17 protein-coding genes are annotated in these 16,256 nt (G+C 37.0%); 9 read left to right on the top strand and 8 right to left on the bottom strand.

Annotation, left to right across the window (positions count from 1 at the left end; translation table 11 throughout):
* Positions 1 to 33: 33 nt before the first annotated feature.
* Positions 34 to 1,662, bottom strand: coding sequence for a long-chain-fatty-acid--CoA ligase (locus D7V20_RS00520; protein WP_120382405.1), 1,629 nt, complete (start codon positions 1,660 to 1,662; stop codon positions 34 to 36).
* Between the two features lie 688 nt (positions 1,663 to 2,350).
* Between D7V20_RS00520 and D7V20_RS00515 the strand changes: the two genes are divergently transcribed.
* Positions 2,351 to 2,563: a hypothetical protein gene (locus tag D7V20_RS00515; protein ID WP_120382404.1), complete on the top strand. Its 213-nt coding sequence runs from the start codon at positions 2,351 to 2,353 to the stop codon at positions 2,561 to 2,563.
* Positions 2,564 to 2,713: 150 nt separating this feature from the next.
* Here the strand turns inward: D7V20_RS00515 and bioB are convergent, their stop codons facing one another.
* Entirely contained in the window at positions 2,714 to 3,703 is a 990-nt protein-coding gene (gene bioB, locus D7V20_RS00510; RefSeq protein ID WP_120382403.1) for a biotin synthase BioB, read from the bottom strand.
* A gap of 299 nt (positions 3,704 to 4,002) precedes the next feature.
* Complete coding sequence (gene queG, locus D7V20_RS00505) at positions 4,003 to 5,103, bottom strand: tRNA epoxyqueuosine(34) reductase QueG (RefSeq protein WP_120382402.1); 1,101 nt, start codon at positions 5,101 to 5,103, stop codon at positions 4,003 to 4,005.
* 43 nt (positions 5,104 to 5,146) lie between these two features.
* On the opposite strand from queG, the gene D7V20_RS00500 reads away from it, so the two are divergent.
* Genes D7V20_RS00500 through D7V20_RS00485 form a run of 4 tightly spaced genes read left to right on the top strand, consistent with a single transcriptional unit; the run spans position 5,147 to position 8,248 of the window.
* The gene (locus tag D7V20_RS00500) at positions 5,147 to 6,682 is read left to right on the top strand and encodes an NAD(P)H-hydrate dehydratase (RefSeq protein WP_120382568.1); all 1,536 of its coding nucleotides are present in this window, start codon (positions 5,147 to 5,149) and stop codon (positions 6,680 to 6,682) included.
* On the top strand, positions 6,679 to 6,960 hold the full coding sequence (locus tag D7V20_RS00495) for an acylphosphatase (RefSeq protein WP_120382401.1): 282 nt from the start codon (positions 6,679 to 6,681) through the stop codon (positions 6,958 to 6,960). The genes D7V20_RS00500 and D7V20_RS00495 overlap by 4 nt, the downstream gene beginning before the upstream one ends.
* Before the next feature lie 24 nt (positions 6,961 to 6,984).
* Complete coding sequence (locus D7V20_RS00490) at positions 6,985 to 7,908, top strand: hypothetical protein (RefSeq protein WP_235831578.1); 924 nt, start codon at positions 6,985 to 6,987, stop codon at positions 7,906 to 7,908.
* 1 nt (position 7,909) lies between these two features.
* On the top strand, positions 7,910 to 8,248 hold the full coding sequence (locus tag D7V20_RS00485) for a hypothetical protein (protein WP_120382400.1): 339 nt from the start codon (positions 7,910 to 7,912) through the stop codon (positions 8,246 to 8,248).
* Between the two features lie 81 nt (positions 8,249 to 8,329).
* On the opposite strand, the gene ruvC is transcribed toward D7V20_RS00485, so the two are convergent.
* Positions 8,330 to 8,875 (bottom strand): crossover junction endodeoxyribonuclease RuvC, encoded by a 546-nt coding sequence (gene ruvC, locus D7V20_RS00480; protein WP_120382399.1) that lies wholly within the window; start codon positions 8,873 to 8,875, stop codon positions 8,330 to 8,332.
* A gap of 168 nt (positions 8,876 to 9,043) precedes the next feature.
* Between ruvC and D7V20_RS00475 the strand changes: the two genes are divergently transcribed.
* The 3 genes from D7V20_RS00475 (at position 9,044) to D7V20_RS00465 (ending at position 10,860) form a co-directional block, all read left to right on the top strand.
* Positions 9,044 to 9,361, top strand: coding sequence for a hypothetical protein (locus D7V20_RS00475; RefSeq protein WP_120382398.1), 318 nt, complete (start codon positions 9,044 to 9,046; stop codon positions 9,359 to 9,361).
* A gap of 140 nt (positions 9,362 to 9,501) precedes the next feature.
* Complete coding sequence (locus D7V20_RS00470) at positions 9,502 to 10,083, top strand: FxsA family protein (protein ID WP_120382397.1); 582 nt, start codon at positions 9,502 to 9,504, stop codon at positions 10,081 to 10,083.
* A 147-nt stretch (positions 10,084 to 10,230) separates the two neighbouring features.
* Complete coding sequence (locus D7V20_RS00465) at positions 10,231 to 10,860, top strand: LysE family transporter (protein WP_120382396.1); 630 nt, start codon at positions 10,231 to 10,233, stop codon at positions 10,858 to 10,860.
* Here the strand turns inward: D7V20_RS00465 and D7V20_RS00460 are convergent.
* Positions 10,847 to 11,059 (bottom strand): hypothetical protein, encoded by a 213-nt coding sequence (locus D7V20_RS00460; RefSeq protein WP_120382566.1) that lies wholly within the window; start codon positions 11,057 to 11,059, stop codon positions 10,847 to 10,849. The genes D7V20_RS00465 and D7V20_RS00460 overlap by 14 nt on opposite strands.
* Before the next feature lie 288 nt (positions 11,060 to 11,347).
* Between D7V20_RS00460 and D7V20_RS00455 the strand changes: the two genes are divergently transcribed.
* Positions 11,348 to 11,596, top strand: coding sequence for a hypothetical protein (locus D7V20_RS00455; protein WP_120382395.1), 249 nt, complete (start codon positions 11,348 to 11,350; stop codon positions 11,594 to 11,596).
* A 120-nt stretch (positions 11,597 to 11,716) separates the two neighbouring features.
* On the opposite strand, the gene metK is transcribed toward D7V20_RS00455, so the two are convergent.
* The 3 genes from metK to glnL form a co-directional block, all read right to left on the bottom strand.
* On the bottom strand, positions 11,717 to 12,883 hold the full coding sequence (metK, locus tag D7V20_RS00450; protein ID WP_120382394.1) for a methionine adenosyltransferase: 1,167 nt from the start codon (positions 12,881 to 12,883) through the stop codon (positions 11,717 to 11,719).
* A 523-nt stretch (positions 12,884 to 13,406) separates the two neighbouring features.
* Positions 13,407 to 14,888, bottom strand: coding sequence for a nitrogen regulation protein NR(I) (gene glnG, locus D7V20_RS00445; RefSeq protein WP_120382393.1), 1,482 nt, complete (start codon positions 14,886 to 14,888; stop codon positions 13,407 to 13,409).
* Positions 14,878 to 15,984, bottom strand: a complete 1,107-nt coding sequence (gene glnL / locus D7V20_RS00440; RefSeq protein WP_120382392.1) for a nitrogen regulation protein NR(II) — start codon at positions 15,982 to 15,984, stop codon at positions 14,878 to 14,880. Before glnL ends, glnG begins: the two co-directional genes overlap by 11 nt.
* Positions 15,985 to 16,256 lie beyond the last annotated feature (272 nt).

Raw genomic sequence — 16,256 nt, 5'->3', positions numbered from 1 at the left:
AAAAGGCTTTTTTGTAAGTATTAAATGGTTTATTTATTCAGTTAACAATATTTTTCCATATTGTTCACGTAGGTCACGCTTCAGCATTTTGCCTGTACCCGTTAAAGGAATTGACTCTACAAAAACAACTTTATCTGGAATCTGCCATTTGGCGATTTTGTCCGCATAGTAGTCTAATAAATCTTGTTCTGTAATTGTTGAACCTTGTTGTTTAATCGCGATCACAACTGGACGTTCATCCCATTTAGGGTGATCTGCAGCAATCACGGCAGCCATCGCAATTTCAGGGTGATTCATGGCAATATTTTCCAATTCTACAGAAGATATCCATTCACCACCTGATTTAATTAAATCTTTAGCACGGTCACTTAATAATAAATATCCATCTTCATTTATTGAAGCAATATCACCTGTATCGAACCAGCCATCTGTAGTTAAGGCGTGATCTGACTTTCCATAATAAGATTCGATAATCCAGTGACCTCTGACTTGAAGATTACCAGTGCTATGCCCATCACGACAAACTTCATTGGTTCCATTTTCTTCATCGGTAATACGTAGATCGACACCAAAAGGTGGACGACCTTGAGATAAACGTACTTTAAATTGTTCTTCCGCTGAAAGTTGTTGATGTTTTGCTTTGAGTTGATTGCCTGTACCTAAAGGACTCATTTCAGTCATCCCCCAAGCATGAATTGTTTCACAATCATAAACATCTCTAAAGGCTTTCATCATCGCAGGTGGACAAGCAGAACCACCGACGACATTGCGTTTTAAACTGTTTAATGGACTACCCGTTTGCTTGGCTGCTGCAAGCAAACCTTGCCAAATGGTTGGTACGCCAAGTGCAATACTGACTTTATAATCATCAATCATTTGCACCAAGCTTGCACCGTCTAAGCCAGGGCCAGGAAGTACAAAGGTACAACCGACCATTGCAGCTGCATACGGTGTACCCCATGCATTAACATGGAACATCGGGACGACAGGTAACATGATGTCATTGGCAGATAAATTTAATGAGTCTGGTAAGCAAATGGCATAAGTGTGAAGTACTGTTGAACGGTGGCTGTATAAAGCACCCTTAGGATTACCTGTTGTACCCGAGGTATAACACAGTGAACTTGCAGTGTTTTCGTCTAGTGCAGGCCATTGGTATTGCGCAGAATGTTCGGCAATCAGTGCATCATAGAATTTCACATCTGGTACAGCATCTGCGACGTCTTGGTCGAAAGCGCCAAGGTAAACAAAATGTTCAACAGTTGGTGTATGGGCTTTCACAGCACGAATTAAAGGAAGGAAGGTTTTATCAAATAATACAACACGATCTTGTGCATCATTAATAATAAAAACTAGTTGCTCTGGAAATAGGCGAGGGTTAATGGTGTGGCAAATTAACCCACTTCCTGAGATGGCATACCATGATTCAAGGTGTCGATGGTTGTTCCATGCGATTGTTGCAATACGATCGCCTTGAACCAGTCCAAGAGACTGTAAAGCATTGGCAAAACGTTTAGAGTTTTCAGTGATATGTGTCCAATCTGTTTGAGTAATCGTACCGTCTGTATTTTTTGAAATAATCGCAGTATCTCCATGATAACGTGCAGCATGTTCAATCATGCTACTGATCAGGAGGGGGTGTTGCATCATTCTTCCTTGCATATTAAATCCCTTTATAATCTTATGGATACGTTAAATTGTGTATTAGAGCTTTCTAGTTAAAAAGTGTGTTAATAAAAAAAGCTATCATTTCATCCTATATAAAAGTTAGATTAAATCAAGATTAAAAAGCAACATTTTTTAATACAAAAAACTGAATTTAAGCAATAAAACCAATAATTTAATGAATTATCACGATTTGAAAATCAGTCTCTAAAAATCTGTTATAAAAGCCTTTATCTGTCTACGACTAAAGATGTAAGAAAATATATTTCATCTTATGAAAAATTGTGATAATTATATTTAAAAGTCTAATTAGGCTTTCTTTATCGTTTTTCAGGAAGAAATAAAACAAGTAGGAATGTTAAGGGAGTTAAGGAATGTTAAGCAAAATCAGAAAACTACTATGTATTCATAGTTATGAGTATGAAATCGGGCATAACTTCGTGGTTAAAGAATGCCGTAAATGTGGAGCGCATCATTAATTTATTCTATACATTAAATTAATCATGTGACAGATGTAATTAAATAAAAATGCCATCATATTCAACAAAATATGGTGGTTTTTTGTTTGAAAATTTGAGATTCAATATTTCAATCGTTTCATTGTTTTGATTTTTTATGTCTTCGCTTTTGATCAGAAATTGATTTCAGATACAATTACGAGATTGTTATTCTCAATTTTATTATCATGGCTAAAAATTTTCTTGCAGAAACTTATATTGTCGATGAGCATATTGCTGATACTTTAAATTGGCTTTGTCAGCATCAGGACTGTTTTGATGCTTTTCAATATGATGCTATTACTCAAGAATTAAAAGTACATCATGTCAATGGCACGGATATTATTCGTCAGGGAATGTATTTGACTTCAAAGTATGGAATCTTAGTGACTTCTTTATAGTTGCTTATTGATTTTATTGAAAAGAAATATGTTGAAATTATGTCTTTTATTTTTAAAGATAACGGTCAACAAGCGAAGTAAAAGACCTATTTTACGGATCAGAAATTTATATATAAATCCCTCTTTTATCAGAGGGATTTATTGTGTGTTTTAGCTTGCCATTGCATCAATAGATAATTCAGCAACCGTAGGTTTTGCTTTTTCAACTTTTAAACCCAGTTTATTGAATAATTGTTTATCTTTGCCTTCACCTGCGTTCGGTGTGGTGAGCAGTTTTTCACCACTAAACAGGGAGTTTGCACCAGCCATAAATGCCAATGCTTGGTCCGCATCTGACAGTGATTCACGTCCAGCTGAAAGGCGAATATAGCTTTTTGGCATGATAATGCGAGCTACAGCAATGGTGCGAATCCATTCGGTAACATCAAGTTTTTCAACATCGGCCAATGGCGTACCTTCAATAGGAACCAGCATATTGATTGGCACTGACTCAGGATGAATGGCTAAAGTGGCCAATTCATGCAGCAGACCAATACGGTCTTTACGGCTTTCACCTAAACCAACAATACCACCACTACACACTTTCATACCTGCATTACGCACATGATCCAAGGTATTTAAGCGATCATCAAAAGTACGTGTGCTAATAATATGTGAATAATATTCACGAGAAGTGTCTAAGTTATGATTGTAATAATCTAAACCTGCTTCATGTAAACGTTCAGCTTGAGACTGGTTGAGCATACCCAAAGTCATACAGGTTTCTAAACCTAATGCTTTGACTTCACGAACCATTTCAATCACATAAGGCATATCTCTTTCATGTGGATTACGCCATGCTGCACCCATGCAAAAACGTGAAGAGCCTGAAGCAAGCGCTTCTTTTGCTTCACTAATCACTTTTTCAACGGCAATACGTTTTTCAGCTTCAAGTTTTGAGTCATAACGTGCAGACTGAGAACAGTATTTGCAATCTTCAGGGCATTTACCTGTTTTAATTGAAAGTAAAGTGCTGACTTGAATCGTATTGGCATCGAAATGTTCACGATGCGTTTGTTGCGCTTTAAATACCAAATCAAGAAAGGGTTGATTGTATAAAACCTGAATTTCTTCACGAGTCCAGTCATTACGTACAGTCATTGGTCTAATCCGTGATAATCATTATCTAATGGTGTTTATAATACATAATTCGTGCCAATTCCAAAGGGCAAAAAAGTCCAAATATGATGGTATCTTACGATTAAAAAGATCAATAAAATAGAAAACAGAAATTATAGATATAGTTGCAATATTGAACAGTTTTCCTGTGAATTACTTACAAAATTATGATTCATTGAATTAGAAACTTCTTTGTATTTGCGATTAAAAAGCGGAAAAAATAAGAATTTTGTAAATATCTGAAAATTCAAGTCTTCATTAAGAAAATTAAAATAATAAGCTTAATTTTCCAGTTGTTTACAGTATTGTTCTGCGATAGCCCAGTCAATATGGACTTGCACAACTTCATCATGTCGTGATTTATTTTGTTGCAATGCTTGCATTATTTGAGGCGAAAAAGGTGCATTTCCTAGCCCAATTGCAATATTTCGCATAAAACTTTGGTAACCTGTGCGCCGTATTGGGCTACCTTCGGTACACGTTAAAAAAGTTGCTTCATCCCAGTGCCATAAGTCCAATAACGTCATTTGGTCTAGATTATGTCTAGGATTGAAATCTTCAATCGTGGCTTTTTTAGCGAAACTGTTCCAAGGGCAAATCAACTGGCAGTCATCGCAGCCAAAGACTCGATTGCCAATACCACGGCGTAGTTCTTCAGGGATGATGCCTTTATATTCAATGGTTAAATAGGCGATACATTTGCGAGCATCAAGCATATAGGGTTCAATAATCGCTTGCGTCGGGCAAATATCAATACAGGCTGTACACGATCCGCAATGTGATGTTGTAGGTTCATCAAAAGGCAATTCTAGCGAAGTGAATAATTCACCAAGTACAAAAAAAGAACCTGATTTTTTGTGAATGAGTAAGGTGTGTTTTCCTGTCCAGCCCATGCCTGCATTTTCAGCCAAAGACTTTTCGAAAATAGGTGCTGAATCTGCAAAAGGACGTGACTCAAATTCTCCTACTTTTTCTTTAATCTTGCTGGCTAAGGTTTTTAAACGACCACGCATGACTTTGTGATAGTCACGCCCACGTGCGTACCGTGCAATGATTGCCGAATTAGGTTCATCGGGTACATAACGTGGTTTGGGTGTTTCGACTAAATAATTCATTCGTACACAAATAATGCTTTTAGTACCTGGAACTAAAAGTGTTGGATCGGCTCTTTTTTCTAAATTTTCTTCAAGAAACTTCATATCACCATGATAGCCACGTTTTAAATATTCTTTAAATCGCACTAATTCAGCTTGAGCATCAGGGCGAGCAATGACACAATCAGCAAAACCTAATTGCAAAGCTTGTTGCTTGATCCAAAGCTTTAATTCCTGTGAATCAATCTGTTGCAAGGGGATATGTGGTGAAGATGACGTTGCTGGCATAGTAAAATCAATGAGCTAAAAAACAGTAAAAGAGGGCACGATGATGTATCAACAAGTTTATCACAGCCACGAAATACAAGCATGGGAACGTCGTTGGTTTGCTCAGCAAAATAGCGCTTTTGGTTTGATGCAGCAGGTAGCATGGTCAATTGCACAACGTCTCGATCATGTATTTAAGCGTTCTGAATCTAAAATTAGAAAAATAGCGGTATGGTGTGGTGCGGGAAATAATGCGGGTGATGGTTATTGCATAGCGCTGTATTTACAACAATTCGGCTATCATGTTGAAATTTTTGCAACTCCGTTGGGCGAGTCCAGAGATTTAAACTTAGCTGTTGAAATGGCAAAACAGTATCAATTGTCGATTCATCAAATTTTCAATCAAAATATTCAACATAAATTTGCATCCAATCATCCGATTATGGCGCAATTTGATTGTCATATTGATGCTTTATTCGGGATTGGCCTGAATCGAGATTTAGATCAGTTTTGGCAAGAAATCATTGAAACATTTAATGCACAATCAGGTCTTAAAATCGCCATCGATATTCCAAGTGGTTTAAATGCCAATACAGGGCAAGCTTTACCGATTGCAATCAAAGCAGACCGAACCTATACAGTTTTAGGCTTAAAAGCGGGGTTGTTTACAGGACAAGCGAAGGAATATTCAGGGCAGGTTGAAGTAATCTCAGTTATTCCAACGGATGCAGAATTAAAGCCAATTGCACAATTGTCATCGAATCAAATTGAATTACCACAGCGCCAAGCCTTTGGGCATAAAGGGAGTTATGGACATGTCTTGATGATTGGAGGACATGCGGAAATGGGCGGTGCAGTGATGATGGCAGCAGAATCTGCTTTTAGTGCAGGCGCAGGTAAAGTGACCATTGTTTGTCATGCAAAGCATCATACTGCAATTTTGGCACGTTCTCCGAATATTATGTTGCGTGATATCAATGTATTCACTCAGCAAGATATTCAAACTTTGCTGCAACAAGTCGATGCTGTAAGTTTTGGTATGGGGCTGGGGCGTGATGATTGGGCGGAACAGCAGTTTTTAAAATGGTTTCCTCAGATCAATTCAGCCACACACTTACACGTGATTTTAGATGCTGACGCACTGTGGTTTTTAGCAGAGCAATCGACGCCATTTATGGCGAATACTTATTTAACACCGCATCCAGGTGAGGCGGCTAAATTATTGAATTGCAGTGTTAAAGATATTGAGAGTGATCGAATTCAATCCATTTACGCATTGCAAAACAAATATTCAGGACAATGGGTGCTTAAAGGTGCGGGTAGTTTAATACTGGATGATCAATTGTGGATTTGTACTGCGGGGAATGCAGGAATGGGGACGGGTGGTATGGGGGATGTTCTCGCAGGAATGATCGCCAGTTTAAAAGCACAATTCGCAGAGAAAATTGCTTTGCATGAAATTGTGACTTTACATGCTCTTGCAGGAGATTATCTTGCACAACAAGGGCAAAGAGGTCTGCAGGCGCAGCATATGTCTGAGGCAGTATATTATGTAGTTAATCATCAAATACCTAAGAATTTAACAGGTAGCATAATATGAAAGCTGTCAAACTGATCATTCAAGGTAAAGTGCAAGGTGTAGGCTATCGTCGTTGGTTTGAAAAAGAGGCGATTCAACTTGATCTAAAAGGTTATGTGAAAAATCTAACAACAGGAGAGGTTGAAGCGGTTATTATTGGTGAACAGCAAGCCATTGTATCAATGACACAACATAGCTATGTTGGCCCTTTACATGCACAAGTTGAATACATTCAGCAGATTGAAATTGAAGCTGACTCGAGTTTTAATGATTTTAGAATGATTCGTGATACGTTTTAAAATCATAAAGAGAATTAATATAAAATGATAAAAAACAGTCTAGAAAAATATAACGCAAATGTTATTCTGTTTAGTTTATTGCTTGGTTTAAATAGTGTTCAGCCGAGTTTTGGTAATCCGGTATCTACACAAAATATTGCAGTAAAATCAGCCGAAAAATCCAAAGAAAAAATCATATTACAAGATTTAGAATTTAAAACGGTCATGATGGCTTTATATCAAAAAGATATTCAATATGTAAAAATTCAACAATTAGATAATAATAATGTGGATTATGTGGGAATTAAAAATGCTGAACGTACCGCAATTTCAGAAAACAATGATGCTGTTATTGTGTTTAGTCCAGCCAAAATATATCGAAATGCTCAAAATGAATTACGCTACCTGATCAGCACCACAGAGGTTTCAATAGATAAAAACAATGAAGTACTTAACTTCTGTGGTGTATGTGCAACGTTTACTCAAATTTATCTATTTAAGAAAAATACTGTTGGGAAATTTGAGTTAATTAGCCAAAGCCAAGATCAAACAAGTTGGATGAATGGTGATTTTGATTTTTCACCGTATTCAACTGAAAAGATTATTAAAAATATTCGAAAAATTGGCCCAAATGTAAAAGGCTATGTAGAAGAACAAGCCTATAGTCGACAAGGGTATTCTAGTAAGCAGCTTTATATCGTTCCTTTTGATGAAAAACCTGTGATGATAAAATTGGATGTTGCACAAATTGCTCATGACAATGAAGTTACAGGAAGTGATAAAATTTATAATACACATGCGGATTATCGATTTTTAAGCACTGAACATCATGGTTTGTATGATATTGAAATCCATTATTGGGGTACGCAGCAAATCTATATCGGAGATACTGCTAAAATTATCCCCATAAATCAAACGCGTGTTTATCATTACAATGAACAACAGCAAAAGTATATTCGAGTGAAATAAAATGATTGATAAGTATTTAGTTGTAGCTATTGTTTTTGCAGCATGTATTTTGCTGATTATTTATACGCAGTTAGGCGACAGTAAAAAGGAAGATAAAACACTTTCTTTCAAAGAAAAATTACAAAAGGAATTTCCAAATTATACCATTGTTGAGCGTAATCAAAATTTGATCATTTGCCGAGAAGGTCATAATCCACGTATTCCAGAAGAATTGGTTTTAATCCGAATAGACCCTGAACAAAACAAGAATTTACGTAATTCAGGTAAAATGCTTATCGCGACTTATTCAAAACAACCGAGCATTCGTGAGATTCGTAAAGATACTGTTCATTATCTTTAATTTTTATAGCCTAACATTTTGGATTAAAATAGATGTTAATGGTTTGATTGTAAATTTATCTACAGAATTATGTATGATTAATCAACGTCTTCTACTGCTATTGCGACTACGTCCACGTGCCATACCGCCCAAGGCGTTGAGTACAGCAAGTTTACTCATACTCCCTGAAGCATGTGCATGACAAATTGCTGCAGCCAAGGCATCGGCTGCATCTGATTGCGGTTTGATTGAAAGATTGAGTAATTTCATCACCATCATTTGTACTTGTTCTTTATCTGCAGCACCATAACCGACAACAGATTGTTTGATTTGACGAGCAGTGTATTCAGCAACTTGTAAATCTAAATTGACCAAAGCAGCAATCGCAGCACCACGAGCTTGGCCAAGTTTTAACGCAGAATCAGGGTTTTGTGCCATAAAAACTTGTTCAACAGCTGCTTCTGTTGGGCCATGAAATTTGACAATACGATCCACACCAGCAAAAATCCGTTTTAGGCGTTCAGGCATTTCTGTTGTTTCAGTTCGAATGGTTCCTGCATCGACAAAAGATAGTTTTTGACCTTCTTTTTTAATGATGCCATAACCCGTTAAACGTGAGCCGGGGTCAATTCCAATAATTAAAGACATAGTGCTGCTTATCATCAAGAGTATTTCAATTATATGATTCTACAAAAGAAATGTAAGTATAATTTTCAGGCTGTTGTATGATGACTTAATAAATATGAATGAATTAAGGTATTTAGAGGAAAGCGTGACATTTAAAAAGTTAAGTTTGAGGGATTTAATCAAAAGCGCATGATTAAAAATAAGCAAGTTTACTGGATTCATCGTTTGATTTTCATGCTTTATGTGTTGGGGCTAATGTTGTTAGGCATTGGAATGCTCAGTAAATTCGATTTTGAGGCATTATCAGCTTATCTTATCCTCATTGCGATATTTGGTTGGATGCTGTATTTACATTATGTTGCAGCAGATCAGTCAGCACAGGGTACACGTAAGGGGCGGAATACGTCTCGATTCATTGCGCTTATTTTCTTGTTTTTGTTTCCAATTGGAACTGTGATTGCTCTTTATCTTTTTTATAAAACTTCCGATCTTAAGTGGCAAAAATGAGGATAAATCCAGTTTAACTTCAAGTTTACCCTTTAAATTTTTTTAAATGCCCTTATAAATAGTGAAAGCTAAAAATTTTATGTACACTTGATAAAACTTTTAGTGAAAATTATTTTTATCTTAGAGATGAATTGTTTTTAATGAAACTATTTCCCGTTATTTTAATCGGTATCATATTAGAAATCGTTGTTTGGATTGGGGTTGCTCAATTTATCAGTGGTTGGTATGTATTCTTTTGGTTCATCATTGCTTTTGTGATTGGTATGAGCATTGTACGTTCAAGTACAGCAACTATTATGCCGCAATTGCAACAAATGCAAATGACAGGGCAAATGGGTGCAGATGCTTCTGTGACTAAAAAAATGGCACTGGCTTTTGCTGGAATTCTTTTGATGATTCCGGGTTTAATTACAGATGTTTTGGCATTGTTGGTTCTTTTACCTCCTGTGCAAAAAATGATTCAAAACGCAGGTATGAAATTCATGGCGAAAAAACAACAAGCCATGATGAATAATATGATGGGTGGCATGATGGGCAATATGGGAGATATGGGCGGAGCTCAAGGACAGAACCCATTTGCAGATTTAATGCGCCAAATGCAAGAGATGCAGAACCAACAAGCGGGTGGTCACGGTCGAAACTCAACCATTATTGATGGAGAAGCCCACGAGGTTGAACCTGAGCGTAAGCAAATTGAACTTAAAGATGTAAATCAAAAATAATTACGCATCAAATCATGTATATGGAAAAGCTGAGTCAGAAGATTCAGCTTTTTTTATTGGATAAAATTGGAAGAATTTGCTGTGTGATTCACTGAGTTATTGATCAATAGGTATAATCAAGTCTCTAGAAATAAGTAAGTTATAGTTATGTCGATGCTACTGACAATCTGTGCACTGCATTTTGTTGCTCAACTCAGCCCTGGACCAGACGTATTACTTGTCGCAAAAAGTGCTGCCTCAACCACACGAAGCAATACCTTAAAGATCATTTTAGGGATCTCTGTAGGTGTTGTGGTATGGGTTGCACTGACATTGCTGGGTTTTACAGTTTTACTGGAACAATGGCCATGGATTCAACAACTATTGATGCTAATCGGTGGATTTTTCCTCGCGAAAATGGGCTATGCCATGTTGAAAGGTGGAATAGTGCATTTAAAACAAACTACAAATTTAGATGGCATAATTGAACAACAGCCTAAGCATTATTTTTTATTGGGATTATTCACCAATCTCGCTAACCCTAAAATTGTGATTTATTTTAGTAGTGTGTTTTCTTTGGCATTGAGTTCTACGCAGGGCATGAATATAAAACCACAATTGGCAGTGATTATTCCAATTCAAACTTTTTTGGTGTTTAGCTTGTTAATGATGATTATGTCTATTCCAAAGATTAAAAGGCTCTATCAAAAATCTGGAAGTTATATTGATATTGTTTCAGGTACTTTTTTCTTAGCATTTGCTGTGTTTTTATGGGTTGATGTTTTTAAAATGTTTTAATCTTTTCTTGACTCATTAAGCGGTCTGAACTGATTTGAGCAGTAGGCTTTTCCTGAAGTTGAGAATGCTCAGCCTGAGACTGATCAGTGACTACATACTTATGTGGGGCTAAAGTCGTCATATTATTTTCAGAGTGAGAGTATTTTCGACTACGATTAGCGCGTTCTCGCAAGCCACCTTTTTTGATAAGCTGTACCAAAACAAACTCCACAACAATTCAACATTTTATAAATTATAACGTGAATTTTTGTTTAAAAAAATATTTATAGGAAATCTATCAATTTTTCTGTGATCAAGTTTTGATTAATTTAACTTTATGTTAAATATCCGTTTTTTCTGATTTAATGTTACATTTCAAAATAAGGCTTGTTTAAATACTTTGATGATGTAAACTAATAAAAGAGTTTAAAAGTTACATTATGTAAATGGATATAATCATAATGTAACAAAGAAAAACAATAATAGCGTTATAGAAAGGAGAATTTATATGATCTTACAATATCACTGCGCTTGTTGCGATGAGGTTGTTGCTTCTACGGATAAGGTCTGCCCAAAATGTGGCTCGCAACATATTCGCAGTCCTTATGCAGCATGGATTTTCTGTATTCTTGCATGTTTAGTTGTTGCGATCAGTTTTAAAGTGGGGCACATTTTTATTAAAAATCATCATATTGAAACACCAGCTCAGATTTCATTGTTAGAGGTGTTGCAGCAGGATTCTAAATCCGACCATTGATCCATTTAAAAGAAAAAGTTTAAAAAATATACCGTTGATGGGTTCATTTAAATTCAATCCCAATAAGACATAAAAAAACTCGCTGAAGCGAGTTTTTTTATATCTAAGCACTTGTAAAAATTACAAATTAGCAGAAGCCTTAAGCGCTTCAACTTTATCTGTTTTTTCCCAAGTAAATGCATGATCAGAACCTTCACGACCAAAATGTCCATAAGCAGCAGTTTGCTTATACATCGGTTGAATAAGGTCGAGCATACGGGTAATACCATATGGACGTAGGTCAAAGTGTTCACGAACCAATTGAATAATCAATTCATCAGATACTTTACCTGTATTAAATGTATTGATCGAAATAGACGTTGGTTCAGCTACACCAATTGCATAAGACACTTGGATTTCACATTTATCGGCAAGGCCAGCCGCTACAATGTTTTTTGCAACATAACGACCTGCATAAGCAGCAGAACGGTCAACTTTAGATGGGTCTTTACCAGAGAAAGCACCACCGCCATGACGTGCCATACCACCGTATGTATCTACAATAATTTTACGACCCGTTAAACCACAATCACCTACTGGACCGCCAATCACAAACAAACCTGTTGGGTTGATGTGAAACTTTGTACCAGCATGGAACATTTCAGCAGGAATAATCTTTTTAACGATTTCTTCAATCACAGCTTCTTTTAAGTTGTTTTGAGAAATTTCAGAATCATGTTGAGTTGAAAGCACGACAGCATCTAAACGAACAGGTTTGCCATTTTCATAAGCAAAAGTCACTTGGCTTTTTGCATCAGGACGTAACCATGGAAGGCTTCCGTTACGGCGTAATTCAGCTTGCTTTTCCATTAAGCGGTGAGCGTATGAAATAGGTGCTGGCATCAGCACATCTGTTTCACGGCTTGCATAACCAAACATTAAACCTTGGTCACCTGCACCTTGATCTTCTGGCTTTTGACGATCAACCCCTTGTGCAATTTCAGGAGATTGTTTGCCAATCATGTTGATTACAGCACACGTCGAACCATCAAAACCTAGGTCAGTATGATGATAGCCAATACCATTTACGGTTTGACGAACAACATTTTCAAAGTCAATGTTGGCTGTTGTTGTGATTTCACCTGCAAGGACTACCGCACCAGTTTTTACTAATGTTTCACAAGCAACCCGTGCATAAGGGTCTTCTTTTAAGATTGCATCCAAAATAGCGTCACTGATTTGGTCCGCCATTTTATCAGGATGACCTTCGCTTACAGATTCCGAAGTAAAAACAGCATACTCGCGCATGAAAGTCCTATCGCAGTAATTTATAAAGACGCAATATGTTACATCGACTTGGGCTTTTGGACTAGCGAAACCTGACCAAAAAGAGTGAATTTCTTTCATTTATTTGGGATTTTTACTCATATATACATCAGTAAAAATGATAAAGATTAAAACTAGGGGCTTGTTTGAGAATTCAAAGTTAATTTTAAGCGCGTAAAAACACAACAATTTAGTGAATGATTGGTTTGGAATGGATGAAGTTTTACTCAATCTTGTTGAGCTGTGGCGTAATGCATCAAAGATGAAATTTATTCATGTTTTAAATTTTTATTAGTGGACGGTCGAAAGTGCATTTTAATGTTTAAAATGTGAATGATTACTCAATTTATGGTGTGGCTAAAGTGATCAATCGAGTGCGCTAATTGCCATTTGATGTTGATTGAATGATTATAAGCTTATCAAATAGTTATTCATCATCAAAAGCCATACAGAGCAAGACGCAATGTATGGCTTATTAAATCATACTAAACTTAACTGAGTTGTATTAGCTTACCAAGGACTTATCGTCCTCTTCATCATCTTCAGAAGAGTCCATACCTAATTCTTTAAGCTTGCGCGTTAGGGTATTTCGTCCCCAACCTAACAATTCAGCAGCATGACGTTTTCGACCACGCGTTTGTTGTAGTGCGGCCACAATTAATGTACGTTCAAACATTGGTGTTGCAATGTCTAAAATTTTCATTTCGCCATTTTTAAGCTTTTGAATTGCCCATTGACCTAATAATTCATCCCAATGATGTAAGGCAATACGATCAACACCTGATTGAATTTGTGTCAAATCATCTGGTTTTTGAATTGGGATTTGCTTCAACTCAGCAGGTAAGTCTTCAGGATACACATCACGACCTGTGATCATGACCGTTAACCAACGACAAGTATTTTCGAGTTGGCGTACATTTCCTGGCCAAGGCAGTTGCTGAATATATTCTTGTGTTTCAGGGCGTAAAATTTTCGGACTTACCCCCAGTTCCTTGCCAGCACGTGCCAAGAAATGTTGTGCGAGCATCGGAATATCTTCAGAGCGATGTGCCAGTTTTGGAATATGGATGCGAATGACGTTCAATCGATGATATAAGTCTTCACGGAAGCGACCATCATTCACAAGTTTTTCTAAATCTTGATGGGTAGCTGCTACAATACGCACATCTACACGTACAGGAATATGACCACCTACACGATAGAACTCACCATCTGCCAAGACACGTAGTAAACGTGTTTGAGTTTCAAATGGCATATCACCAATTTCATCTAAGAATAGTGTGCCACCATTGGCTTGCTCAAAGCGACCTTGGCGTTGCGTATTTGCACCTGTAAACGCACCTTTCTCATGGCCGAACAATTCTGTTTCAATTAAGTCTTTGGGAATCGCAGCCATATTCAATGCAATAAAAGGTTTACTGCTACGTGGTGAGTGGCGATGCAAGGCATGCGCAACCAGCTCTTTACCTGTACCAGATTCACCATTAATCAGCACAGTAATATGAGATTGTGATAAACGACCAATAGCTCGGAATACTTCCTGCATTGCAGGTGATTCACCAATAATTTCAGTTGATTGAATTGGCGCTGCTTTCGCTGATTCTTGTTGTTGTAATTTATTAATATGCAAAATTGCACGATTCACCAGCGCCAAAGCTTCATCAATATCAAAAGGTTTGGGTAAATATTCAAAAGCACCCGTTTGATAACTTGAAACTGCAGACTCTAAATCTGAATGTGCGGTCATAATGATGACAGGTAAGTCTGGATAATTGGTTTTTACCTTACTTAGGAAGGTTAGACCATCAATCCCTGGCATGCGAATGTCGGTTAGGATCACATCAGGCGCATTGCTTGGAAGCTGATCAAGTGCAGACTGAGCCTCCTCAAAACTGGTCACATCAAAGCCTTCTTCTTTGAAAGTCTTTTCCAAGACCCAACGCATTGCACGATCGTCATCAATAACCCAGATTTTATTATGCGACATGGTTAGACTCCCAAGGTAAATATAAGCTAAATATTGTTTTTTCTGGAACGGATTGGCATTCAATCATTCCGTTATGTTGATGCATGATATTTTGGGCAATACTTAGCCCTAAACCTGTGCCTTTTGCACGACCAGTAACCAGTGGGTAGAAGACAGATTCTAAAATTTCTTCTGGAACACCAGGACCATTGTCCTCAATATCAATTCGGATGGCAGATTTATTCAGTACGCCATTAATCGTTACAAGTCGTTGAATACGTGTACGCAAAATCAGTTCAGGCTGATGTTCTACAAAAAAATCTTTATTTTCTGTCATGGCTTGAATGGCATTGACACTAATATTCAACATCACTTGAATCAATTGATCACGATCAGCTTTTACGTCGGGTAAAGACAGATCATAATCACGAGTAATCTTAATTTTCTTTTTGGTTTGATTGACAATGAGCGAGCGTACACGTTCCAAAGGTTCGTGGACATTTACAGGTTCATAACTTGGTAGCTGGCGAGAGCCGAGCATGGTATCTGCTAAAGTACGAAGACGATCTACTTCACTGATGATAATGTCAGTAAATTCAGAATATTGAGGATCATTCAAGCTTCGAGCAAGCAGTTGAGTTGCTCCACGGATACCACCGAGCGGATTTTTAATTTCATGTGCTACACCACGAATGAGTTGGCGAGCGACTTGGTGTTGTTGAATTAGATTTTCTTCTTTGGAAATTTTCAACATGCGATCAATTGGATTAAGCTCAATTAAAAGTAGCGGGTGATAAGGCTTGCCCGTATTGAGTTGAGAGACAGAGTAATCGACATGGCTGTCTTTAAAATTAACATTAATGATCGCTTCACGGCGCGTGTAAGCCTGACCTGTTTTAAGCGTGTTATTCATTGCTTCAAAAGTATTAAAGCTGTCATTTGGTGCATGCAGTAAATTCATGACTGGCTGACCTGCAGCACGTAATAAACTGATATCAAATAGCGCTTCACAAGATGAATTCAGATAAAAAACATTTAAATTGCAATCGACCAAAAGGATTGCTGTGGTTAAATTATCCACAAGTAGTCTATAATCAATGGTTGGGTATTGATCCATTAGCAAAGCGTTCCTGTCTTAAAATAGCGCAATGGCATCTGACCTCACTGAATATTTCCAACTTACCAAGGAAATTTCATAGATATAAATAATGTTGATATATAGCAAAATACACGCCAACTTTTGTTATTTGCTCAGTTTTCTTACACGAATGATAAAAATTGCGCAGAAATCGCCCTTTATCGGTCATTAAAACGAATTACAACGATTACGTTAGCATATTGATGTTTTAAAATGGTGCATATAAATAATTTGATAAATTTTTTGTATTA

The sequence above is a fragment of the Acinetobacter rongchengensis genome (assembly GCF_003611475.1).
GTDB lineage: Bacteria > Pseudomonadota > Gammaproteobacteria > Pseudomonadales > Moraxellaceae > Acinetobacter > Acinetobacter rongchengensis.
The sequence above is the reverse complement of the archived record's forward strand: the minus strand, read 5'-3'. Positions and strand labels throughout refer to the sequence as shown.